Below are 23544 nucleotides of genomic sequence, written 5' to 3'. Positions count from 1 at the left end.
ACCATCGAGGCAAGCTGACCCAGCGCTATCGCGAGCAGGCTCGCTCCCACAGGGGACTGGCGGTGGACACAGGTATCAGGTTCACCCCGGACAGGGTGGGAGCGAGCCTGCTCGCGATAGGGAGCCGGCAGTCACAGACACTTCACCGAGGCCCGCAGCCGCACTGGCGCCGCGAGGTTCTCACGGAACGCCAGGTAATGCTTGAGCACCTGCACGGGGGCTTCAGTCTGGGGGTAGTGCCCGATATCGGGCAGCAGCACCGTATCCGCATTCGGAATCAGGGCCTCATAGCGCGCCACCATATGCGCGCCGGAAATCGGATCGAACGCGCCGTCGATCACCCGCATCGGAACCTCGCCGCGCTGCATCGCCTGCACCCAGCGGTCACGCTGTACGCGACGCTCGGGAATGTAGCGGATGAGTTTGTGCATGATCCGTGGGCCGTCGTGGTTTTTCACCAGGCTCCAGTAATCATCCAGTTCACTTTCGCTGGGGCCACGCCAGGGGCCAAAGATCTGCCGAAAATTCCTGGCCAGGCCTTCGCGTGAAAACGCACGACCTACCAGCCAGCCCAACGGACTGAGCAACAACTTCTGCGCCAGCACCGGACGATGGGTTTCCGGAAACAGGCCCCCGTTGAGAAACGCACAACTGGCGATTTCGATGCGTGCTTCACAATGCCGGGCGATCAGTTCCTGAGCCACGCTGTCACCATAATCGTGGGCCAGAATGTGCACCGCTTGCCGCTCATCCAGATGCGCCAGCAATGCCTGCTGCAGATCCGCCTGCTCCAGCAGGCTGTAGACATGATCCGTCGGTTTCGCGGAGTCGCCGAAACCGAGCATGTCGCAGGCGATCACGCGATAACGCTGTGCCAATGGCTGCCACAGGTAATGCCAGTCCCAACTGGCCGTGGGGAAACCGTGGATCAACAGCAGCGGCTCGCCATGCCCCGCCACCCAATACCGGATGGTGTGGCCCCGGAACAGGAATGTCTGGCCGCGCTGGCGCCAGATACGCAGCGGAATCTGGACCATGGGCATCAGTTTCTGTAGCCCGGGTCTTGTTGATCGAGCTTGCGCAGCAACGCCGGCCAGGCCAGCGCACCGCCCATGCCCTGGGCGCTTTTGGTCACCCCGGCAATCATCGCCCGGGCACCGGCCAGTACGTTCGGTTCGATGGCTATCAGCTCAGCCCCGCCGTTCTGGGCCAGAACCTGGATGTCGCAGGCCCGCTGGAAAGTGAACATCATCAGGAAGGTATCAGCGATGGTGCCACCGCATGTCAGCAACCCATGGTTGTGCAGCATCAGAAAACTGCTGTTCCCCAGGTCTGCCTGCAAGCGGGCCTTCTCTTCATGATTCAGGGCCACGCCTTCATAAGCGTGATAGGCGAGGCTCGACAACACGAACAATGACTGCTGGCTGATCGGCAACACGCCTTGTTTCTGGGCCGATACCGCCACGCCGGAAGCGGTATGGGTATGCAGCACACAGGCGACATCGTCCCGTGCTTCGTGCACCGCACTGTGGATGGTATAGCCGGCCGGGTTGATTTCGTAGGGACTGTCCATCAGCTTGTGGCCGGCCTGATCGACCTTGACCAGGCTCGACGCAGTGATTTCATGAAACATTAACCCGAATGGGTTGATCAGAAAGTCCTCGGTGCCGGGAACCTTCGCAGAAATATGGGTGAAGATGAGGTCATCCCAGCCATGCAGCGCGACCAGCCGGTAACAGGCGGCAAGATCGATACGGGTTTGCCATTCAGCGGCACTGACCTGGTCCTTGATGCTGAGTGTCGGTTGGATGGGCGCTATGCTCACGGCTCTGACCTCGGGCTTATCGTTATAGGTATTGGCACAAGAGAATGAGTCTAGTCAGCCCTTACCGCGACGGTAGTTGCCTTGGCAGCCAGCTTAATGGCCGAGCGGGTCACCGGCAGGGCCCGCCGCCTTCCTCAACCACGCAACGCGTCGATCAACTCGCCCAACCAGGGTTCGGCATCGGTTTCCGGGGTGACACTCTCGCTGGCATCCAGGCGCAACATCGGCAGCACCTCGCGCACGCCCAGCTCGGCGAACAACTCGCGCATCTGCTCGCCACCGCCGCAGAAGGTATCGCCATAACTGGCATCCCCCAGGCCGATCACCGCACCCGGCAGGCCGCGAAAAAACGCCGGCAGTTGGTCACGTATTGTCGAATACAGCGGCATCAGATTATCCGGCAATTCGCCCATGCCGGTGGTGGATGTCACAGCCAACACGGCCTGCGGGCCTAATGCCTGGATATCGGCCAGGGTTGCCCGCGGATTGTGCAGGGTTTCAAAGCCTGCATCACCGAGCAGCTTGGCGGCGTGTCGAGCGACTTCTTCAGCGGTGCCGTACACCGAGCCGGAAAGGATGGCGACTTTCATCAATCTGGTCCTGAGCCTGAATAAAAGAGAAGCGCGATAGTAACAGGCTGAGCCGCAAGGCTACGATTGACGCTCGATAAGAACTAATGGCCAGTAGACATCGCGCCAGGTTCTTCCAATAATGCGGTACTTACATGGGCTAAAAAGGACGTGCTCCATGATCAATGCGCAATTGATGCAACTGGTGATAAATGCTTCCAATGACGGAATCGTCATCGCTGAAAAGGAAGGCGAAGACAATATTCTGATCTATGTGAACCCGGCCTTCGAACGGCTGACCGGTTATAGCCGCGACGAGATCCTTTATCAGGATTGCCGTTTCCTGCAATCGGGTGATCGCGATCAACCCTCCCTGGAGCGAATTCGCCAGACCCTGGATCAAGGCGGCGCTTGTCGGGAAATCCTTCGCAACTATCGCAAGGACGGCACGCCGTTCTGGAATGAATTGTCACTGTCCACGGTAAAAAACGAGGCGGATGGCCACACCTATTTCGTGGGTGTGCAAAAAGACGTGACGGCCCAGGTCAAGGCGCAGCAACGCGTCGTCCAGTTGGAAAAGGAATTGGCCGAAGCCCGTGCGACGATTGCCCGGCTCGATGCGACGAACGGCGCAAACAAAACGACGAATTAACGGTCATTCACTACAATCACCAGTGAAAACGCAAAATCATTTCGAGTACACCATGCAACGTGACGCGCTTCTGACTCAGGATGAGTTGGACTTTATCCGGACCATGCAACACATCCCGCAATTGAATGAACGGGATGTGACATCCAGCCTGCTGGTCAATAGCGGGTCGCAGATCCGTGACTTGCTGACGCGTCTGGCGGCCAATGAGCAGGTGACGCTGCAAGCCAGCTTCGAAAACCAGCAAATGACTTTCCCGTTGCAGCTTGTGGAGGATGAATTCCACGCGATGCACCTGCGCCTGGGTGTACCGAGTATCTACGAGGACGGACCGAAAGTACGCCCCTGGCGCCTGGCCCTCGAAGAGCCGGTGGCACTTGAAAATGCCAAGGGTCAGCCAGGGCCTTTGTGGGTCCACGAAGTGTCTTGCAAGGGTGTGTTGCTGGAAAACCGCAGCCGTACCAAACCGCCGAAACAATTCGTCCTGTGGTTCAGCCCGTCAGGCTACGAAAGGATTTCGTTGCGCGGGACCTTCGAACGGGAAACCGAGCAAGGCTTGTATGCCTACCATTTGAACCAGAACGACCAGGACGAAACCGAACGCCTGCGTCAGTACATCCTCCAGCAGCATCGCCTGTCTCACCCGGCCATGCATCTCTAGCGGCCTGTTTGGTTGATTCGAGTACTCGAATGAGCTACCTACGTATCCAGGGTACCTGCCAGCAACTGGCGCAAGCGCTGGTGAATCACTGTTCCGTCATTGCCCAGGCAACCGATCGATGATCCTGCCAGGCTTTCCTGCATCAGGTCGGACGCATCGCCGGCCAGCATCAACGGGCAATCCAGGCTCATCGCCAATCTGTTCATACGCTTGGGCAATTCGGCAACGGGCACATGGTTGGACACCAGTACCAGCGCCAGAGGTTGAGTCTTCTGGCATACCAGGGTCAGTTCGTCGAATGGCTGGCCGACGGTCATCAACCTGATGCCCACTTCCGCCTTCGACACATACAGCGCCGTCACCAGCAGCTCCAGCTCACGGCACTGACCGGCGATAGCGCTGACCAGGACGCGTCGCGACCGGTCCTCGCGCTTGAGCAGGAGTCGTTGCGCGACACGCGAGCGCAGGAATCCGTCGAAAAACAGCCATTCGCTGGTCTGTCCGAACTCCTGCTGACGTTGCAGCAATTGCCGCCAGAGCGGCATCAGGATGCGCTGAAAGACGATTGGCACTGCGTAACTGGAAAAAATCTGCCCATAGATGCGATCCAGCTCTACATCGTCAAAGTTGGCGACCGCGACCGCGATCTGGCGCTGCCATTGCGCGTAGTCGACCCTCACCAGATCCGATGGAATCAACACGGAAACCGGTTGCAACGATTCGGTCTTGCTCAGGATCTTGCTGATTTTACTGACAGCGACCCCGCGTTCGATCCAGGAAAGGATGCTGCGTACCTTGTCGATATCGCCCAGGGAATACAGACGGTGACCGCTTTCGGTACGGGTTGGCTGGATCAGACCGTAGCGGCGCTCCCAGGCGCGCAGGGTCACAGGGTTCACTCCCGTGAGCCGCGAAACTTCACGGATGGGAAACAGGTCTTCGCGCTCCAGGCCCGCTGCCGCTTGGAAAACGAACTGATCGTCGGTGATTACGCTCATTTTTTGTCCAACAGGCCCGACTGGCAAATTGGATCCCAGTTTACTCCCTCTTGGTCATACGATGACAAGAGCAAACCCATTCGATACATCAGTTTGTTGTTTTTTGTCACACATTATTCGTGGCGTGTCGCCATGACGAACGCTTGAGCGACAGGCCCAGCCCATGAGCTCAGCCGCTACAAATAGGTACATCCCGCAGTCACTGATATAGTTTTGCTTCTGTTGTGAACCGAGTCCGTCCATGCCCAGTACCGACGCCCCTATCCTGCTCACCGGCGCAGCCCAGCGTGTCGGCTTGCACTGCGCCCGCCGATTGCTGGAGGACGGTCATCCGGTCATCGTCACTTATCGCACCGAGCGTCCAGGTGTGCAGACGCTCCGGGATCTGGGAGCAACAGCGATGTTTGCCGATTTTTCCAGCGAAGACGGGATCCTGGCCTTCATCGAACAGCTCAAGCAGCACACGGACCGGCTGCGGGCCATCGTGCACAACGCCTCGGCATGGCTGGTCGAAACGCCAGGCAACGAATCGGCGGCCTTCAATGCCATGTTCGGCGTGCACATGCTTGCGCCATATCTGATCAACTTGCATTGTGCCGAGCTGCTACGGCGCTCGACTCCCGCGGATATCGTGCACATCAGCGACGATGTAACCCGCAAGGGCAGCAGCAAACACATCGCCTATTGCGCCACCAAGGCCGGACTCGACAGCCTGACCCTGTCGTTCGCAGCGAAGTTCGCACCGGCGATCAAGGTCAACGGTATCGCCCCGGCCCTGCTACTGTTCAAGGCCGAAGACGACGCGGCTTATCGAGCCAAGACCCTGGCCAAATCGGCGTTGGGCATCGAGCCCGGTAGCGAAGTCATCTACCAGAGCCTGCGGTATCTGCTGGACAACCCCTATGTCACCGGCACGACCCTGACCGTCAACGGCGGGCGGCACGTCAAATAGCCTTGCTGCGAGGATCCATCATGGCGTTATCCCTGCCCCAGAATTACCGCGAGATCCTCATCGGCCTGGGTGAAGATCCGGACCGCGAAGGCCTGTTGGACACACCGGTTCGTGCCGCCAAGGCCATGCAGTACCTTTGCCACGGCTACGAGCAAAGCGTCGAGCAGATCGTCAATGGCGCCCTGTTCGACTCGGACAGCGACGAGATGGTGATCGTCGCCGACATCGAACTCTATTCCCTGTGCGAGCATCACCTACTGCCCTTCATCGGCAAGGCCCATGTGGCTTATATTCCAACGGGCAAGGTTCTCGGGCTGTCGAAGATCGCGCGGCTGGTGGACATGTTCGCCCGCCGCCTGCAGATCCAGGAGAACCTCACCCGGCAAATCGCCGCCGCGGTGCAACAGGTTACCCAGGCCGCCGGTGTCGCGGTGGTCATCGAGGCCCAGCACATGTGCATGATGATGCGCGGTGTCGAAAAACAGAACTCGACCATGAACACTTCAGTGATGCTCGGGGCTTTTCGCGAGTCCAGCACCACTCGCCAGGAGTTCCTGCAATTGATTCGACGGAGCAAGTAAATGCCACAACTTCAGCCAGCCATGGCGCGCATCCGGGTCAAGGACCTGCGCCTGCGCACTTTCATCGGGATCAACGAGGATGAAATCCTCAACAAACAGGATGTCCTGATCAACCTGACCATCCTTTACCCGGCACAGGAAGCGGTACGCGACAACGACATCGATCACGCGCTGAACTACCGCACCATCACCAAAGCGATCATCGCCCATGTGGAAGGCAATCGCTTCGCTCTGCTGGAACGCCTGACCCAAGAGCTGCTGGACCTGGTCATGAGCAACGAGTCGGTGCAATACGCCGAAGTCGAAGTCGACAAACCCCACGCCTTGCGTTTTGCCGAGTCGGTGTCGATCACTTTGGCGGCCAGCCGAGCGACTGCGTAGCCGCTACAGGCTTCAAGCTGTAAGCTTCAAGCCTGACCGCAATCCATTTGCAGCTTGAAGCTTGTCCCTTGAAGCTGTCTTGCAGAGACCGCCATGAACGACCAACAACGCCTCGAACTCGAAGCCGCCGCTTTCCGTCGGCTGGTTGCCCACCTGGACAGCCGCAAGGATGTGCAGAACATCGACCTGATGAACCTCGCCGGCTTCTGCCGCAACTGCCTGTCCAAGTGGTACAAGGCTGCTGCCGATGAACGCCAGATCGAGGTCAGCCTCGATGACGCCCGTGAAAGGGTCTATGGCATGCCGTACGCCGAATGGAAAGCCCAATACCAGCAAGAAGCCAGCGTCGAGCAACAAGCGGCGTTCGCCAAAGGAAAACCCGATGCCTGATCTGAAAACCCTGCGCACCCGCCTCCAGAGTGGCGAACACGCTTTCGCCGATACCCTGGCCTTCATTGCCGATGGCTACGACTATCAGCCCCAGGCTTTCATCAACGGCGGCGTGGAAAACGCGGCCGGACAGAACGAAGGCTCCTGCAAGACCCTCGGCCTGGCCTTGCTCGAAGGCTTGAGCGACGAAGAAGCGCTGCTGGCGTTCGGCGAACATTACCGCTCGGTGCTGAACACTCCCGACGGCAGCGACCACGGCAATATCCGCGCGCTGATGGTCCATGGCCTGGCGGGCGTGAAGTTCGCGGCCCAGCCCCTGCAACGCCGCTGATCCCCGCCTGTGGCGAGGGGATTTATCCCCGCTGGACTGCGAAGCAGGCCCTAACTGCCAACCCAGGCGTGTCAGGTTGATCGCGATTGGCGCCTGGGGCTGCTTCGCAGCCCAGCGGGGATAAATCCCCTCGCCACAGGCACTTCGTTTCCCTTGGCATTGGCACACATCCCGACTTTTAAGATTGACCCGGCAACTTTATTTCGTTTGCCGGCCCCCACTGCTCACGGCTTAGATAAAGGAAATCCTTTCTTCCTTCGAGCCGTCACCCATGAGCAGCGAAACCATCAGCCAATCGATCTCCATCGTGCACCCCGTCAGCCTCAGCCACGGCAAAAACGCCGAGGTCTGGGACACCGATGGCAAGCGCTATATCGACTTCGTGGGTGGCATAGGCGTGCTGAACCTCGGCCATTGCCATCCGCGCGTCGTCGAGGCCATTCGCGAGCAGGCCACCCGGTTGACTCACTATGCCTTCAACGCCGCTCCCCACGCGCCCTATATCGAATTGATGAAGCGTCTGACAGCGTTTGTCCCAGTGGACTACCCCATCAGCGGCATGCTCACCAACAGCGGCGCGGAGGCTGCGGAAAACGCCCTGAAGATCGTGCGCGGGGCCACGGGCCGCACCGCCGTCATCGCCTTCGACGGCGGCTTCCACGGGCGCACCCTGGCCACTCTCAACCTCAATGGCAAGGTCGCACCCTACAAACAGAAAATCGGCGTACTGCCCGGCCCGGTCTATCACCTGCCCTATCCGAGCAAGGACAACGGCGTGACCTGCGCAGAAGCCTTGCAGGCCATGGAGCGGCTGTTCAGCGTGGAGATCGACGTCAACGATGTGGCCTGCTTCATCGTCGAACCGGTACAGGGCGAGGCGGGCTTCCTGGCGCTGGACATCCCTTTCGCCCAGGCCCTGCGACAGTTCTGCGACGACAAGGGCATCGTGCTGATCATCGATGAAATCCAGTCAGGCTTCGGGCGCACCGGCCAGCGTTTTGCCTTCTCGCGACTGGGCATCGAGCCCGACCTGATCCTGCTGGGCAAGAGCATTGCCGGCGGTGTCCCGCTGGGTGCGGTGGTGGGGCGCAAGGCTTTGCTGGACAACCTGCCCAAGGGTGGCTTGGGCGGCACCTATTCCGGCAACCCAATCGCCTGCGCCGCCGCATTGGCGACCCTGGAGGAAATGACCGACACGCACCTGCACGCCTGGGGCACGCAACAGGAAGAGGCGATTGTCAGCCGCTACGAATCATGGCGCCGCCGGGGGCTGACGCCATTCCTGGGCCGCCTGACGGGTGTCGGCGCAATGCGCGGCATCGAACTGGCCCACGCCGACGGTACCCCGGCAGCGGCGCAGTTGACCCAGTTGCTGGCCCTGGCACGGGACGCGGGTCTACTGCTGATGCCCAGTGGCAAGTCGCGCCATATCATCCGCTTGCTGGCACCGTTGACGACCGAGCCGGCGGTGCTGGAGGAAGGTCTGGATATTCTCGAAGCGTGCCTGGCGAAGCTGAGCTGAACAGACCACACAAAACACTGTGGGAGCGAGCCTGCTCGCGAAAGCGGTGAGACAGTCAGCGTAATGTTGACTGATTTACCGCCTTCGCGAGCAGGCTCGCTCCCACAGGTGCTTCGCTTGCTCTCAGGCTGAAATCAGAACGAAGCGTTCTGCAAGCCGTCCAGGTAACGTTCGGTGTCCAGGGCCGCCATGCAGCCGGCGCCGGCCGAGGTGATGGCTTGGCGGTAGACGTGGTCGGCCACGTCACCGGCAGCGAAGATGCCTTCGACGCTGGTGGCGGTGGCGTTGCCGTCGCGGCCGCCCTTGACCACCAGGTAACCGTCCTTGAGTTCCAACTGGCCTTCGAACAACGAGGTGTTCGGCGTGTGGCCGATGGCGATGAAGACGCCGTCGACCTTGATTTCGTCAAAGCTGCCGTCGTTGTTTTTCAGGCGGGCACCAGTCACGCCCATGTTGTCACCCAGCACTTCGTCCAGGGTGGCATTGAGCTTGAGGATGATCTTGCCTTCGGCCACGCGAGCATTGAGCTTGTCGATCAGGATCTTCTCGGCGCGGAAGGTTTCGCGACGGTGGATCAGGGTGACCGTGCTGGCGATGTTCGCCAGGTACAAGGCTTCCTCGACAGCGGTATTGCCGCCACCGACCACGGCGACCGGCTTGTTGCGGTAGAAGAAACCGTCGCAGGTGGCGCAAGCGGAAACGCCCTTGCCCATGAAGGCCTCTTCCGACGGCAGGCCCAGGTAACGGGCGCTGGCACCGGTGGCGATGATCAGGGCGTCGCAGGTGTAGGTCGCGCTGTCGCCGGTCAGGGTGTAAGGCTTGGCGGCGAAATCCACGGCATTGATATGGTCGAAGACGATTTCGGTCTCGAAGCGCTCGGCGTGTTCTTTCATGCGCTCCATCAACGCCGGGCCGGTCAGGCCGTGGACATCGCCCGGCCAGTTGTCGACTTCGGTGGTGGTGGTCAGTTGACCGCCGGCCTGCATGCCGGTGATCAGCAGTGGCTTGAGGTTGGCACGAGCCGCGTAAACAGCGGCGCTGTAACCGGCAGGGCCGGAACCGAGAATAATGACCCGCGAATGACGAACTTCAGACATGACCTGCTCCAGTTGACCAGCCCCTTGGGGCCGGAGCGCCGGGTGAGCGGCGGGAATAAAAAGGACCGTTGACGCACTTGGGGAAGGCTTTGGTTCGACGGTCCTGAAAAAGAATGGGTGCAGCGTATCGAGGGAGCGAAGATTAAGGAAATACGGTTTAACAATCCAGCTCATAGGCGAGTTCTATATCGGGTAGAGCTTTCAATAGAGCAGCCCGTTCAATAAACCTGTTACACGCCATGTAGACGCTTTCCCGCGTCGGGCAAAGCCGGTAAGGTCGGCGCGTTCATCTTCTCTCGGAGCTTCCCATGCCCGCCCCCGTCCTGTCCGGCCCGCAATATCTGCAAGAAGGCCTCAAGCTGGTCTTGAGTCCGGGCCTGCGTTTGTTCGTATTGTTGCCGCTGGTGATCAACCTCGTATTGTTCGTCGGCCTGATCTACCTGGCCGGCCATCAATTCAGCCTGTGGGTCGACACGTTGATGCCGTCGCTGCCGGACTGGCTGAGCTTCCTCAGCTATATCCTCTGGCCGCTGTTCGTGGTGCTGGTGGTGCTGATGGTGTTTTTTACCTTCACGATGCTCGCCAACATCATCGCCGCGCCGTTCAACGGCTTTCTTGCGGAGAAAGTCGAGGTGGTGGTCCGTGGCACCGATGACTTCCCACCCTTCAGTTGGGGTGAGTTGGTCGCCATGATCCCACGCACCCTGGCCCGGGAGGCACGCAAGCTCGGCTACTTCCTGCCCCGCGCCCTGGGGTTGTTCGTGCTGTCGTTCATTCCCGTGGTCAACCTCGTGGCCGCACCGCTGTGGTTGCTGTTCGGCGTGTGGATGATGGCGATCCAGTACATCGACTACCCGGCGGACAACCACAAGCTGGGCTGGAACGAAATGCTCGCCTGGCTGCGCCAGAAGCGCTGGCAGAGCCTCGGCTTTGGCGGCAGCGTGTACCTGGCGCTGCTGATCCCCGTGGTCAACATCCTGATGATGCCAGCGGCCGTGGCCGGAGCGACCCTGTTCTGGGTGCGCGAGCAAGGTGCCGAGACGGCGCTGGCCCGCCAAGGCTGAACCGGTCACAAATCCATCATCAAGGCGTCACACTGGCGAAATGGCCCCGGTCGACACTGGGGTCATGAGCACACACCTGCATATCACCCTTATCACTGAAACCTTCCCGCCGGAAATCAATGGCGTGGCCAATACCTTGGGCCGCTTGCACGAGGGCCTGCGTGCCCGAGGGCACCGGGTGGAGCTGGTGCGTCCGCGGCAGGCTACCGATCTACGCCAGGCCAGTGACGAGTTGCTGTTGTGCAGGGGCTGGCCGTTGCCGGGGTATCCGGGGTTGCAGTGGGGCCAGGTGTCCATGCACAAGCTGTTGCGGCGCTGGAAGCGACAGCGGCCCGATGTGCTGTACATCGCCACCGAAGGGCCGCTGGGTTTATCGGCACTGCGGGCGGCGCGACGCCTGGGAATCTCCGTGGTCAGTGGCTTCCACACCAATTTCCAGCAATACACCCGGCAGTACGGCCTCGGGTTGCTGAGTCGCGTACTCACCCATTACCTGCGCTGGTTCCACAACCGCTCCAATCTGACCCTGGTGCCTAGTCTCAGCCAGCAACTGGAACTGGAGCGGCGGCATTTCGAGCGCGTTACGCTGTTGTCCCGCGGCGTGGACAGCCAGTTGTTCCATCCGGTCAAGCGCTCGGTCAGCCTGCGGGAAAGCTGGGGCCTGGGCGATGACGACATTGCCGTGGTCCACGTTGGGCGCCTGGCGCCGGAGAAGAACCTCGGCTTGCTCAAGCATTGTTTCGACAGGCTGTGCAGTGCGTTCCCCGAGCGGCGGATCAAGCTGGTGGTGATCGGCGACGGCCCGCAACGGTCCGCCTTGGAGCAGGAATTGCCCGAGGCGATTTTCTGCGGCACCCAGCGTGGCGAGACACTGGCCAGCCACTATGCCAGCGGGGATGTGTTCGTCTTTCCTAGCCTGACCGAAACCTTCGGCAACGTCGTGCTGGAAGCCCTGGCCTCCGGGCTGGGCGTAGTGGCCTATGACCAGGCCGCCGCGGCACAGCACATCCGTCATGGCTACAACGGCGTGCTGGCAATGCCAGGGGATGAGGAAGCGTTCTGCGATGCGGCCCGTTGGCTGCTGGAGGAGTCCGAAACGTTACGTTGCGTGAGGCTCAATGCCCGTCAGCATGCCAGTCGCCAGGGTTGGGCGTCAGTGATCGAGCAGTTCGAGGCGCAATTACGGGGGGCTTGCCAGGCCATATCGACACTGCCGCAGGCAGTGCCGCATCGCTGAAAGCGTCGCGGGCAAGCCTTGCTCCCACGGGGTAATCAGCAGCTCACAAATGACCCGTCCGCTGAAGATCCAATGTGGGAGCAAGGCTTGCCCGCGATGGCGTCGGCGCAGGCGACTCAGACCAGCGTCATCAGTGCTTCACGGCTGAACGGCAGGATTTCCTGCTCGCGACCTTCACGCACTTTCTGGGCCCAGTCCGGATCCACCAGCAGCGCACGGCCTACCGCCACCAGGTCGAACTCATCATTGCTCAGGCGCTCCAGCAGTTTCTCCAGGCTGGCCGGTTGTGCGACCTTGTCGGTATTGACCATGAACTGCAGGAACTCGCCATCCAGGCCAACGCTGCCGACGGTGATGGTCGGCTTGCCGGTCAGCTTGCGGGTCCAGCCGGCCAGGTTCAGTTCGGAACCGTCAAACTCCGGTTCCCAGAAGCGACGCGTCGAACAGTGGAAAATATCCACGCCTGCCTCGGACAGCGGCTTGAGGAATTCGCCCAGGGCTTCGGGGGTCTGCACCAGACGTGCCGTGTAGTCCTGCTGTTTCCATTGGGAGAACCGGAAGATGATCGGGAATCCTTCGCCAACGGCGGCTCGCACGGCACGGATCAATTCGATGGCGAAGCGCGAACGGTTGGCCAGGCTGCCGCCGTAGCCATCGGTGCGCTGGTTGCTGCCTTCCCAGAAGAACTGGTCCACCAGATAACCATGGGCGCCATGAATTTCCACGCCATCCATGCCAATGCTCTGGGCGTCTTTCGCCGCTTGGGCGAAGGCGGCGATGACGTCGTCGATGTCTGTCTGGGTCATGCCGTGGACCACCACCTGACCGTCCTTGAGCTTCTCGGTCGGGCCATAACCCGGCACGCTGGCATCCGGCTCGGTCCCGGTGCGGCGCACACTGCCCACATGCCACAACTGTGGAACGATCTTGCCGCCTTCGGCATGCACCGCATCGACCACTTGCTTCCAGCCGGCGAGCGCTGCGTCGCCATAGAAGTGCGGCACGTTGGGATACCCATTGGAAGCCTTGTGCCCGACCGTCGTGCCTTCGGTGATGATCAGGCCAACCCCGGCCGCTGCGCGGCGACGGTAATATTCGATGACCTTGGCATTCGGCACGCCGCCCGGCGAAAAGGAACGGGTCATCGGCGCCATCACCACCCGGGTCGGCAGCTCGAACGTACCGAGTTGGAAAGGTTTGAACAGGGCTTTTACAGGCATGGGGCACTCCACGGGACAAAGTCGCAGGTCGATATGACGAGGATAATATGCAGCGCGGGGAGTGCTGGGTAGCACTATTGATTGGAGTGATTAAGGATTAAAAGGGTATTGAGTGAACTTGCGCAATACCTGTAGCGAGGGAGCCTGCTCCCTCGCTACAACGGTGAAGGATCAGCCCAGCGCCTTTTCAATCGCCTGGATCACCGCGGGGTCATCCGGTGCCGTGCGCGGCGAGAAGCGGGCCAGCACCCGGCCGTCCTTGCCGAGCAGAAACTTCTCGAAGTTCCAGGTAATGTCCCCGGGGAACTCGGCGCCCTCGCCCGCCAGCAGGCGGTAGAGTTGATGCCGGTCATGACCGTTCACCTCCAGCTTGCTGGACAGCGGAAACGTCACGCCATAATTGTTGCTGCAGAACGCCTGGATTTCCTGCTCGGTACCGGGCTCTTGCCCGGCGAACTGATTGCAAGGCAGGCCCAGGATGCTGAAGCCCCTGGATTTGTACTGCTGATAGAGATTTTCCAGCGCAGCGTACTGAGGCGTCAGGCCACATTTGGAGGCAACGTTGACCACCAGCACGACTTGCCCCTTGAAAGGCGCCAGAGGAAGCTCCTGACCATCCAAGGCTTTCAGTTTAAGGTCGTGAAAAGCACTCATGACGAACTCCAAGTTTGCAGATCTTCGAAACAACCATGGCAGGTAACCGATTAAAAAAGGCGCCCATGGCGCCTTTCCGGTTCACTTCAGCGTAGCGCAGAAATCAGTGGTGATGACCACCTTCGCCATGGACGTGACCATGGGCAACTTCTTCCTGGCTGGCATCACGGATGTCGACAACCTTGACCTTGAAGTTCAGGCGTTGGCCGGCCAGAGGATGGTTGCCGTCCACAGTGACGTCATCGCCGTCCAGGTCGCGGATGGTGACGATCTGCATCTGGCCATCCGGCGCCGACGCGTGGAACTGCATGCCCACTTCCAGCTCATCCACGCCTTCGAACATGCTGCGGCTCAGGGTGCTGACCAGTTCGGCAGAGTACTCGCCGTAGGCGTCTTCCGGTTCGACGGTCACGTTCAGCTCGTCACCGGTGGTTTTACCTTCCAGGGCTTTTTCCAGGCCCTGGATGATGTTGCCTGCGCCATGCAGGTAGACCAGCGGAGCGCCGCCGGCAGAGCTGTCGATGACCTCACCAGCGTCGTTGGTCAGGGTATAGTCGATGGAGACAGCCTTATTGGCGGCGATCAGCATGGGGCGAGACCTTTTGCATAAGAATGAAGAACGGACAAGTCTAAACAAGGATTTGCCCGAAAGCGAACGGAACCCTGACAAACGGGCTTGCTCACACAGACCGACGGTCACCGGTTTCCATCAGGACGAGGAGGGTCACTGGGTGGCCGAGCTGTCCTGCGGGCATACCCAGCACCTGCGCCACCAGCCCCCTTGGCAATCCCGGGCGTGGGTGCTGGATCCCACGCAACGTATTGAAAAAATAGGCCAGCCCTTTGATTGCGGCTGGTGTGCTCAGGCACCGGTTAGCGATAATCTTGGTGACTGAATGGATGGTAGACGGCTATACATAGGCCTCGCCTTTGCCATGCTCCCTTAGAGAATCCGCATGCAAACTTTTTTTATCGCGCCCACCGATTTTGGTGTGGGCCTGACCTCCATCAGCCTCGGGCTGGTGCGCACCCTTGAACGGGCCGGGCTGAAGGTCGGATTTTTCAAACCCATCGCCCAACCTCATCCCGGCGATACCGGCCCGGAACGCTCAACCGAACTGGTGGCCCGCACCCACGGCCTCAAGCCGCCTCAGCCGCTGGGCCTGGCTCACGTCGAGCGCATGCTCGGCGACGGCCAGCTCGATGAACTGCTGGAAGAAATCATTACGCTTTACCAGCAGGCGGCCATCGGCAAGGACGTACTGGTGGTCGAAGGCATGGTCCCGACCCGCAACGCCAGTTATGCCGCCCGGGTCAACCTGCACCTGGCCAAGAGCCTGGACGCCGAGGTGATCCTGGTGTCGGCGCCGGAAAACGAAGTGCTGACCGAGCTTTCCGGGCGGGTTGAGTTGCAGGCGCAATTGTTCGGCGGACCGAAAGACCCGAAAGTCCTCGGCGTGATCCTCAACAAGGTCCGTACCGACGAAAGCATGGAAGCGTTTTCCGCCCGGCTCAAGGAGCACTCGCCCTTGCTGCGCAGCGGCGACTTCCGCCTGCTGGGATGCATCCCCTTCCGGCCCGAACTCAACGCCCCGCGTACCCGCGACGTGGCCGATTTGATGGGCGCCCAGGTGCTCAATGCCGGCGATTACGAAAGCCGGCGCATGAGCAACATCATCATTTGCGCCCGCACCATGCGCAACACTGTGGAACTGCTCAAGCCCGGTGTGCTGGTGGTGACCCCCGGCGATCGCGACGACATCATCCTGGCCGTGAGCCTGGCCGCCATCAACGGCGTACCGCTGGCCGGTCTGCTGCTGACCAGCGATACCCTTCCCGACCCACGCATCATGGAGCTGTGCCGTGGCGCCCTGCAGGCGGGCCTGCCGGTACTGTCAGTGAGCACGGGCTCCTATGACACCGCCAACCTGCTTAATGGGTTGAACAAGGAAATCCCGATCGACGACCGCGAACGTGCGGAGATCATCACCGATTTCGTCGCCAGCCACCTGGACGCCCAGTGGCTGCACCAGCGCTGCGGTACGCCGCGGGAGATGCGCCTGTCACCGGCGGTGTTCCGCTATCAATTGATCCAGCGCGCCCAGGCCGCCAACAAGCGCATTGTCCTGCCGGAAGGCAGCGAACCGCTGACGGTCCAGGCTGCCGCCATTTGCCAGGCCCGCGGCATCGCCCGCTGCGTACTGCTGGCCAAACCGGCCGACGTCGAGGCCGTGGCCCGGGCCCAGGGCATCGAACTGCCGCCAGGACTGGAGGTTCTCGACCCGGACTCGATCCGCGAGCGTTACGTCGAACCGATGGTGCGGTTGCGCAAGAGCAAAAGCCTGAATGCCCCGATGGCCGAGCAGCAACTGGAAGACACCGTGGTGATCGGCACGATGATGCTGGCGCTGGACGAAGTCGACGGTCTGGTGTCCGGCGTTGTCCACTCCACCGCCAACACCATCCGTCCGGCCCTGCAGTTGATCAAGACGGCGCCGGGCTGCTCCCTGGTGTCATCGGTGTTCTTCATGCTGTTTCCCGAGGAAGTGCTGGTCTACGGCGACTGCGTGATGAACCCGCACCCCAGCGCGGCGGAGCTGGCGGAGATTGCCCTGCAAAGCGCCGACTCGGCTGCCGCGTTCGGTATCACGCCACGGGTGGCGATGCTCAGCTATTCCAGCGGTGAATCGGCCAGCGGAGAGGAAGTAGAGAAAGTCCGCGAAGCCACCCTGCTGGCCCACGAAGCGCAGCAAGGCTTGCTGATCGACGGCCCGCTGCAATACGACGCCGCCGCCAACGAAACCGTGGCACGACAACTGGCGCCCAACAGCCAGGTGGCCGGTCGGGCGACGGTGTTCATCTTTCCGGATCTGAACACCGGCAACACCACCCACAAGGCCGTCCAACGCAGTGCCGATTGCGTCAGCCTCGGGCCGATGCTCCAGGGCCTGCGCAAACCGGTGAACGACTTGCCCCGTGGCGCCCAGGTCGATGACATCGTGTACACCATCGCCCTCACCGCGATCCAAGCCGCCAACCGACCCATGGATATTTAAATGCTGGACTTCCTGCCTGCCCCGGCGCGAGGCGTCATCGCTTCGCTGCTGTTGGCGCTCAATACCATTGCCTGCTGTACGCCGCTGTTCATCGTGGCGATCTTCAAGCTCCTGCTGCCCTTCCCCGCCGCCCAACGCTTCACCGACTGGCTCATGAGCCACATCCATGAAACCTGGATCAGCAACAACAAGGCCTGGATGAACCTGCTGCGCCGCACCCGCTGGCACCTCAGCGGCCTGGAAGGCCTGGACTACCAACACTCGTACCTGATCACCAGCAACCACCAGAGTTGGGTCGACATCATGGTGTTGCAGTACGTGCTCAATCGCCGCGTCCGCCCGCTGAAGTTCTTTCTCAAGCAGGAGCTGATCTGGGTACCGGTGATCGGCCTGGCCTGGTGGGCGCTGGGGTTCCCGTTCATGAAGCGCTACTCCAAGGCCTATCTGGAAAAGTATCCGGAAAAAAGAGGCAAGGACCTGGAAACCACCCGCAAGACCTGCGCGAAGTTTCGCAACAACCCGGTGGGCATTTTCAATTTCGCCGAAGGCACACGCTTCACCGAAGGCAAGCATGCCCAGCAGCAGTCACCGTTTCGCTATCTGCTCAAGCCCAAGGCCGGCGGCATCGCGTTTGTGCTCGATGCCATGGGTGAACAGTTGGAATCGATTATCAACGTGACCATCCACTACCCTGGCGGTCGTCCGGGGTATTGGGACTTGCTGTGTGGCAAGGTTGATGAAGTGGTCGTGCACTTCCAGGAACTGACGATCCCGCCGCAATTCGTCGGGAAGAACTACGACCAGGACGGCGCCTATCGCCTGGAGTTCCAGGGCTGGATCAACCAGCTGTGGCAGGACAAGGATGCGCTGCTGGAGCAGATGCATCGCGAGTACCCAATGCGCCGCTGATCCCTTGTGGGAGCGAGCCTGCTCGCGATGGCGGTGCATCAGCTTGCAAAGATTTAGACTGACCCACCGCCATCGCGAGCAGGCTCGCCCCCACAGTTGACCCTGTTGGATTCAGACAATGAAAAAGCCCGCCGATGATCACTCATCGGCGGGCTTTTTCATTGCCAGAAGCGCTTAGATCGCGCCGCGACCGCGCAGCAGATCCAGCACCTGCTTGACGCTCTCTTCCAGTGTCAGCGACTGGGTATCGATCACCAGATCGGCGTCCAGCGGCACGTCATACGGGAAGGACTCGCCCGGGATGTTGTCGCCAGCAGCGGCGTACAGCCCTTGCGGATCACGCTGGGCACACACCGCAGGCGAGGCCTGGACGTAGACCGTCAGCAAACGCTCCCTGCCGATCAGGTCCTTGGCCTGCTCACGCCCTTCGGCGCTCGGTGCAACGAATGCCGCCAGAGTCAGCAGACCGGCTTCGTTGAACTGACGGGCCACATGAGCCGCACGGCGCCAATTTTCGGTGCGCCCGGCACGGTCTTGCGGCAAGCCCTTGTTCAGGTCATGGCGCAGGTTCTGGCCATCGAGGACGAAGACCGCACGGCCCATGTCGAACAGCTTGCGCTCCACGGCGTAAGCCAGTGTGCTCTTGCCGGCGCCCGAAAGACCGCTGAACAGCACCGTTGCCGGCTGCTGGCCGAAGCGCTGGGTGCGTTCTTCCACCGACACATGGGCGAGCTTGCCGTGGTGGGTGCTGCTGCCGTGAGCCAGCGGCTGGGCGACGATCATGCCGGCGCCGACGGTGCCATTGGTCAGGCGATCGATGACGATGAACGCGCCGGTGGTGCGATTGCTCTCGTAACCGTCGAGGGCGATCGGCGCATCCAGGGCAATCTTCACCTTGCCAATTTCGTTGAGCTGCAACGCACTGGCCGGACCCTCTTCGAGGGTGTTCACGTCGACCCGGTTGACGATGCTGGCAATGGAGCCTGGCACGTAGCTGGTCGCACGCTTGATGTCGTATTTCTTGCCCGGCAGCATCGGCTCCTCGGCCATCCACACCAGCATCGCTTCGAAGCTGTCGGTGACCGGCGGGACGTTGTCGGCATGCACCAACAGGTCGCCCCGGGAGATGTCGATCTCGTCTTCCATGGTCAGGGTCACGGCCTGGCCCGGACCTGCCTGCTCCAGCTCACCTTCGAAGGTGACGATGGATTTGACGCGGCTGCTCTTGCCCGATGGCAACACCACCACTTCGTCGCCCTTGTGCACGATGCCGCTGGCCAGGGTGCCGGCGAAACCGCGGAAGTTCAGGTTCGGACGGTTGACGTACTGCACCGGGAAACGCAGGTCGGTGAAGTTGCGGTCGCCCGCCACTTCCACGGTCTCGAGGATTTCCATCAACGACTGGCCGGTGTACCACGGCGAGCGCTCGGACTTGTTCACCACGTTGTCGCCCTTGAGGGCCGACATCGGCACGAAGTGCATGCTCGACGGCTTCATCTTCAGGCCTTCGGCGAACTTCAGGTAGTCGGCCTTGATCGACTCGAATACACCCTGGTCGAAGTCCTTGAGGTCCATCTTGTTGATGGCCACGACGATGTGCTTGATGCCCAGCAACGAGGCAATGAAACTGTGGCGACGGGTCTGGGTCTGCACGCCGTAGCGGGCGTCCACCAGGATGATCGCCAGGTCACAGGTGGAGGCACCAGTGGCCATGTTGCGGGTGTACTGCTCATGGCCGGGGGTGTCGGCGATGATGAACTTGCGCTTGGCGGTGGAGAAATAGCGGTACGCGACATCGATGGTGATGCCCTGCTCGCGCTCGGCCTGCAGGCCGTCGACCAGCAACGCCAGGTCGATGTCGTCACCGGTGGTGCCGACTTTCTTCGAATCGCGGGTAATGGCTTCCAGGTGATCCTCGTAGATCATCTTGGAGTCGTGCAGCAGGCGCCCGATCAGGGTGCTCTTGCCGTCGTCGACGTTACCGCAGGTCAAAAAGCGCAGCAGCTCCTTGCGCTCGTGCTGGCCCAGGTAGGCGAGGATGTCCTCGCTGATCAAATCAGATTGATGCGACATGACAGCCCCTTAGAAATAACCTTGACGTTTTTTATCTTCCATCGAGCCTGCGCCATCGTGGTCGATGACCCGGCCCTGGCGCTCGGAAGTTCGCGTCAGGAGCATTTCCTGGATGATGTCCGTCAGGCTTTCGGCCTCGGACTCCACCGCGCCCGTCAACGGGTAGCAGCCAAGGGTACGGAAACGCACTTTCTTCTTGACGATGCGGGCCTTCTCTTCCTCGGACAGGTGCTCGAGGATGCGCTCGTCGTCGATCATGATCAGCGTGCCGTTCTTCTCGATCACTTCGCGCTCGGCGGCGAAGTACAACGGCACGATTGGAATGCCTTCGAGGTAGATGTACTGCCAGATGTCCAGCTCGGTCCAGTTCGACAACGGGAAGACCCGGATCGACTCGCCCTTGTTGACCTTGCCGTTGTAGACGTTCCACAGTTCCGGGCGCTGGTTTTTCGGGTCCCAGCGGTGCTTGCTGTCGCGGAACGAGTAGACGCGTTCCTTGGCACGGGACTTCTCTTCATCGCGGCGGGCACCGCCGAACGCTGCGTCGAAACCATGCTTGTCCAGGGCCTGCTTCAGGCCTTCGGTCTTCATGATGTCGGTGTGCTTGGCACTGCCGTGGGTGAAGGGGTTGATGCCCTGCGCTACGCCATCCGGGTTCACGTGAGTGATCAGGTCCAAGCCCATTTCCTCGACCATGCGATCGCGGAACTTGTACATTTCCTGGAATTTCCAGCGCGTGTCGACATGCATCACCGGAAACGGCAGCTTGCCGGGGAAGAACGCCTTGCGCGCCAGGTGCAGCATCACGGCGGAGTCTTTACCGATGGAGTACAGCATCACCGGGTTGTCGAACTCGGCGGCCACCTCGCGGATGATGTGGATGCTTTCCGCCTCCAGCTGTTTCAGATGCGTCAGTTTGTCGACCATGGCTACTCACGAAAACTTTCTTATGAACGGCCAGCGGGCCGTGTTCGAGCGAAGAATCCTAGCACAGCGACCTCTTCTAATCAGGGCGCCAACTAGATCGAAACAGCATATGGATATGCCTGGTGGTTCGGGCTTCACAACGCCCTCTGTGGGAGCGAGCCTGCTCGCGATAGCGGTGGATCAGTCGACACTCGGCTGGCTGACGGATCGCATCGCGAGCAGGCTCGCTCCCACAGGGATCCAATTGCATCAAATCGGATTCGGGCAATCGATGAAGATGTGCTCCAGGGCAAAGCGTCGCGCCAGATAATCGCCCAGCGCCTGTACACCATAGCGTTCGGTCGCATGATGGCCGGCGGCAATGAAGCTGATGCCGTTTTCCCGGGCGCTGTGGTAGGTCTGTTCCGATGCTTCGCCGCTGAGGTACAAGTCGACCCCGGCCGCCACCGCCTGGTCGATATAACCCTGGCCCCCCCGGTGCACCAGCCGACCCGGCGGATCATCTGCTCGCCTTCGATCAGCAACGGCTCACGGCCCATGACTTCCTGGACCTTGCGGGCGAAGTCCCGAGGCGTCATCGGTTCGGACAAGGAGCCGACCAGGCCGACGATCTTGGGGTTTTCCGGGTCCAGCGGTCCTTCGACGGTGATGTCCAACTGGCGGGCCAGTTGCACGTTATTGCCGACCTCAGGGTGCAGGTCCAGCGGCAGATGGTAAGCCAGCAGGCTGATATCGTGCTTGAGCAGGGTTTTCAGGCGACGCTGCTTCATGCCGGTGATGCAAGGGCTCTCGCCCTTCCAGAAGTAACCGTGGTGCACCAGCACCAGGTCGGCATCGGCCTCCACGGCGGCGTCGAGCAACGCCTGGCTGGCGGTCACGCCGCTGACGATGCGCATCACCTGGGGTGCACCTTCGACCTGCAGTCCGTTGGGGCAGTAATCGGCAATCCGGCTGCTTGCCAGGTAACGGTCCGCTTCTTCAACCAGGGTGCTCAGGGCTACGGCCATGAAAAGACTCCTAAATATCCCGTTCCGAGGCGCGCGCGGCCTCGTATAATGCGCGACATTATGGGCGGTCTCATTCCGCCTGCAACTCTTGTAGGACGTGATAGATGCTCAAGGCGCTGCGTTTTTCCGGCTGGCCGCTGTTGGTCGGCGTGCTCGTCGCACTACTGATTATCCAGCGTTACCCCGAATGGGTTGGCCTGCCGAGCCTCGATGTCAATCTGCAGCAGGCGCCGCAGAGCAAGGCACTGTTGCAAGGGCCCGTCTCCTACGCCGATGCCGTGACCATCGCCGCACCGGCCGTGGTCAACCTGTACACCACCAAAGTCATCAACAAACCCAGTCATCCCTTGTTCGAGGACCCGCAATTCCGGCGCTTCTTCGGCGACAACTCGCCCAAGCAGAAACGCATGGAGTCGAGCCTGGGGTCGGGCGTGATCATGAGCCCGGAAGGCTACCTGCTGACCAACAACCACGTCACCAGCGGTGCCGACCAGATCGTGGTAGCCCTGAAGGATGGCCGCGAAACCCTGGCCCGGGTGATCGGCAGCGACCCGGAAACCGACCTCGCGGTACTGAAGATCGACCTCAAGAATCTGCCGGCGATTACCATCGGCCGCTCCGACAGCATCCGCATCGGTGACGTCGCCCTCGCCATCGGCAACCCCTTCGGCGTCGGCCAGACCGTGACCATGGGCATCATCAGTGCCACCGGGCGAAACCAGTTGGGTTTGAACAACTACGAAGACTTCATCCAGACCGATGCCGCGATCAACCCCGGCAACTCCGGCGGCGCACTGGTGGATGCCAATGGCAACCTCACCGGGATCAACACGGCGATCTTCTCCAAGTCCGGCGGCAGCCAGGGCATCGGTTTCGCCATCCCGGTGAAACTGGCGATGGAAGTGATGAAGTCCATCATCGAACATGGCCAGGTGATTCGTGGCTGGCTGGGCATCGAAGTGCAGCCACTGACCCAGGAGCTGGCAGAGTCCTTCGGTTTGTCCGGACGGCCTGGCATCGTGGTGGCGGGGATTTTCCGCGATGGCCCGGCCCAGAAGGCCGGCCTGCAGTTGGGTGATGTGATCCTGAGCATCGACGGCGAACCGGCCGGCGATGGCCGTCGCTCGATGAACCAGGTCGCGCGTATCAAACCCACCGACAAAGTCACCATCCAGGTGATGCGCAACGGCAAGGAGCTCAAGCTCACCGCCGAAATCGGCCTGCGCCCACCGCCCGCGCCTGTAGCGGTCAAGGAAGAGCAGTAACCGGCTCACCCCCCTGTGGCGAGGGGATTTATCCCCGCTGGGCTGCGGAGCAGCCCTAAAAGCTGCTGACTCGGCGTGTCAGACAGATTGAGTGCTCCGGGTTGGGGCTGCTCCGCAGCCCAGCGGGGATAAATCCCCTCGCCACAAAAGCCTGACTGTCTGAAAATTTAATGAGA

The 23544-nt window shown here is 60.9% G+C and carries 24 protein-coding genes and 1 pseudogene; 14 read left to right on the top strand and 11 right to left on the bottom strand.

The window, feature by feature from the left end; translation table 11 throughout:
* Window positions 1-131 precede the first annotated feature (131 nt).
* From PCOSP_RS04535 to PCOSP_RS04525, 3 genes are all read right to left on the bottom strand, one after another.
* Complete coding sequence (locus tag PCOSP_RS04535) at window positions 132-1043, bottom strand: alpha/beta fold hydrolase (RefSeq protein WP_139645838.1); 912 nt, start codon at window positions 1041-1043, stop codon at window positions 132-134.
* Complete coding sequence (locus PCOSP_RS04530; RefSeq protein WP_464710425.1) at window positions 1043-1825, bottom strand: class II aldolase/adducin family protein; 783 nt, start codon at window positions 1823-1825, stop codon at window positions 1043-1045. Before PCOSP_RS04530 ends, PCOSP_RS04535 begins: the two co-directional genes overlap by 1 nt.
* Before the next feature lie 134 nt (window positions 1826-1959).
* Entirely contained in the window at window positions 1960-2415 is a 456-nt protein-coding gene (locus tag PCOSP_RS04525; RefSeq protein ID WP_139645834.1) for a flavodoxin, read from the bottom strand.
* Between the two features lie 157 nt (window positions 2416-2572).
* On the opposite strand from PCOSP_RS04525, the gene PCOSP_RS04520 reads away from it, so the two are divergent.
* Together PCOSP_RS04520 and PCOSP_RS04515 are read left to right on the top strand one after the other, a co-directional pair.
* Window positions 2573-3046 carry a PAS domain-containing protein gene (locus PCOSP_RS04520; protein ID WP_139645832.1) on the top strand — a complete coding sequence of 158 codons (474 nt, stop codon included), beginning with the start codon at window positions 2573-2575 and terminating at the stop codon, window positions 3044-3046.
* A 52-nt stretch (window positions 3047-3098) separates the two neighbouring features.
* Window positions 3099-3704: a hypothetical protein gene (locus PCOSP_RS04515; protein ID WP_139645829.1), complete on the top strand. Its 606-nt coding sequence runs from the start codon at window positions 3099-3101 to the stop codon at window positions 3702-3704.
* A 38-nt stretch (window positions 3705-3742) separates the two neighbouring features.
* Here the strand turns inward: PCOSP_RS04515 and PCOSP_RS04510 are convergent, their stop codons facing one another.
* On the bottom strand, window positions 3743-4702 hold the full coding sequence (locus PCOSP_RS04510; protein ID WP_464710424.1) for a MerR family transcriptional regulator: 960 nt from the start codon (window positions 4700-4702) through the stop codon (window positions 3743-3745).
* 241 nt (window positions 4703-4943) lie between these two features.
* Between PCOSP_RS04510 and folM the strand changes: the two genes are divergently transcribed.
* The 6 genes from folM (at window position 4944) to PCOSP_RS04480 (ending at window position 8859) form a co-directional block, all read left to right on the top strand.
* Entirely contained in the window at window positions 4944-5654 is a 711-nt protein-coding gene (gene folM, locus PCOSP_RS04505) for a dihydromonapterin reductase (RefSeq protein ID WP_464710423.1), read from the top strand.
* Between the two features lie 20 nt (window positions 5655-5674).
* Window positions 5675-6235: a GTP cyclohydrolase I FolE gene (gene folE, locus PCOSP_RS04500; RefSeq protein WP_139645823.1), complete on the top strand. Its 561-nt coding sequence runs from the start codon at window positions 5675-5677 to the stop codon at window positions 6233-6235.
* On the top strand, window positions 6236-6616 hold the full coding sequence (gene folX / locus PCOSP_RS04495) for a dihydroneopterin triphosphate 2'-epimerase (protein ID WP_139645821.1): 381 nt from the start codon (window positions 6236-6238) through the stop codon (window positions 6614-6616). It begins immediately after the preceding gene.
* Window positions 6617-6709: 93 nt separating this feature from the next.
* Entirely contained in the window at window positions 6710-7006 is a 297-nt protein-coding gene (locus PCOSP_RS04490; protein WP_464710422.1) for a DUF1244 domain-containing protein, read from the top strand.
* Window positions 6999-7337, top strand: a complete 339-nt coding sequence (locus PCOSP_RS04485; protein WP_175385511.1) for a HopJ type III effector protein — start codon at window positions 6999-7001, stop codon at window positions 7335-7337. Before PCOSP_RS04490 ends, PCOSP_RS04485 begins: the two co-directional genes overlap by 8 nt.
* 271 nt (window positions 7338-7608) lie before the next feature.
* Complete coding sequence (locus PCOSP_RS04480; protein WP_464710421.1) at window positions 7609-8859, top strand: 2-aminoadipate transaminase; 1251 nt, start codon at window positions 7609-7611, stop codon at window positions 8857-8859.
* 134 nt (window positions 8860-8993) lie between these two features.
* On the opposite strand, the gene trxB is transcribed toward PCOSP_RS04480, so the two are convergent.
* A complete protein-coding gene (gene trxB / locus PCOSP_RS04475) occupies window positions 8994-9956 on the bottom strand; it encodes a thioredoxin-disulfide reductase (protein ID WP_003205459.1) in 963 nt (320 codons plus the stop codon).
* Between the two features lie 308 nt (window positions 9957-10264).
* On the opposite strand from trxB, the gene cysZ reads away from it, so the two are divergent.
* Together cysZ and PCOSP_RS04465 are read left to right on the top strand one after the other, a co-directional pair.
* Window positions 10265-11020: a sulfate transporter CysZ gene (gene cysZ, locus PCOSP_RS04470; RefSeq protein WP_139645815.1), complete on the top strand. Its 756-nt coding sequence runs from the start codon at window positions 10265-10267 to the stop codon at window positions 11018-11020.
* A gap of 40 nt (window positions 11021-11060) precedes the next feature.
* The gene (locus tag PCOSP_RS04465; RefSeq protein ID WP_175385513.1) at window positions 11061-12257 is read left to right on the top strand and encodes a glycosyltransferase family 4 protein; all 1197 of its coding nucleotides are present in this window, start codon (window positions 11061-11063) and stop codon (window positions 12255-12257) included.
* 116 nt (window positions 12258-12373) lie between these two features.
* Here PCOSP_RS04465 and PCOSP_RS04460 read toward each other — a convergent pair whose 3' ends face one another.
* The 3 genes from PCOSP_RS04460 to PCOSP_RS04450 all read right to left on the bottom strand — a co-directional run bounded on the left by PCOSP_RS04460 (window position 12374) and on the right by PCOSP_RS04450 (window position 14720).
* The gene (locus PCOSP_RS04460) at window positions 12374-13477 is read right to left on the bottom strand and encodes an NADH:flavin oxidoreductase (RefSeq protein ID WP_464710419.1); all 1104 of its coding nucleotides are present in this window, start codon (window positions 13475-13477) and stop codon (window positions 12374-12376) included.
* 171 nt (window positions 13478-13648) lie between these two features.
* On the bottom strand, window positions 13649-14131 hold the full coding sequence (locus tag PCOSP_RS04455; protein WP_024777508.1) for a glutathione peroxidase: 483 nt from the start codon (window positions 14129-14131) through the stop codon (window positions 13649-13651).
* Between the two features lie 103 nt (window positions 14132-14234).
* On the bottom strand, window positions 14235-14720 hold the full coding sequence (locus tag PCOSP_RS04450) for an FKBP-type peptidyl-prolyl cis-trans isomerase (RefSeq protein ID WP_024777507.1): 486 nt from the start codon (window positions 14718-14720) through the stop codon (window positions 14235-14237).
* Here PCOSP_RS04450 and PCOSP_RS04445 point away from each other — a divergent pair.
* The 3 genes from PCOSP_RS04445 to PCOSP_RS04435 are packed head-to-tail and all read left to right on the top strand — an operon-like array spanning window position 14689 to window position 18096.
* Window positions 14689-15027: a DUF3565 domain-containing protein gene (locus PCOSP_RS04445; protein ID WP_139645809.1), complete on the top strand. Its 339-nt coding sequence runs from the start codon at window positions 14689-14691 to the stop codon at window positions 15025-15027. The two genes, PCOSP_RS04450 and PCOSP_RS04445, sit on opposite strands and share 32 nt — an antisense overlap.
* Window positions 15028-15087: 60 nt before the next feature.
* Complete coding sequence (pta, locus tag PCOSP_RS04440; RefSeq protein WP_139645807.1) at window positions 15088-17187, top strand: phosphate acetyltransferase; 2100 nt, start codon at window positions 15088-15090, stop codon at window positions 17185-17187.
* The gene (locus PCOSP_RS04435; protein ID WP_464710418.1) at window positions 17188-18096 is read left to right on the top strand and encodes an acyltransferase; all 909 of its coding nucleotides are present in this window, start codon (window positions 17188-17190) and stop codon (window positions 18094-18096) included. It abuts the gene before it with no gap.
* Window positions 18097-18270: 174 nt separating this feature from the next.
* Here PCOSP_RS04435 and cysN read toward each other — a convergent pair whose 3' ends face one another.
* The 3 genes and pseudogenes from cysN to PCOSP_RS04420 form a co-directional block, all read right to left on the bottom strand.
* Window positions 18271-20169, bottom strand: coding sequence for a sulfate adenylyltransferase subunit CysN (gene cysN, locus PCOSP_RS04430; protein ID WP_175361737.1), 1899 nt, complete (start codon window positions 20167-20169; stop codon window positions 18271-18273).
* A gap of 9 nt (window positions 20170-20178) precedes the next feature.
* Complete coding sequence (gene cysD, locus PCOSP_RS04425; protein ID WP_024777503.1) at window positions 20179-21096, bottom strand: sulfate adenylyltransferase subunit CysD; 918 nt, start codon at window positions 21094-21096, stop codon at window positions 20179-20181.
* Between the two features lie 249 nt (window positions 21097-21345).
* Window positions 21346-22103, bottom strand: a pseudogene (locus PCOSP_RS04420) (Nif3-like dinuclear metal center hexameric protein).
* A 104-nt stretch (window positions 22104-22207) separates the two neighbouring features.
* Here PCOSP_RS04420 and algW point away from each other — a divergent pair.
* Entirely contained in the window at window positions 22208-23368 is a 1161-nt protein-coding gene (gene algW, locus PCOSP_RS04415) for a Do family serine endopeptidase AlgW (RefSeq protein WP_139645799.1), read from the top strand.
* The last annotated feature ends 176 nt before the right edge of the window (window positions 23369-23544 follow it).

This window comes from Pseudomonas sp. MAFF 730105, from assembly GCF_055380705.1.
Note: the sequence above shows the minus strand (reverse complement) of the source record. Positions and strands in the feature narration are given on the sequence as shown.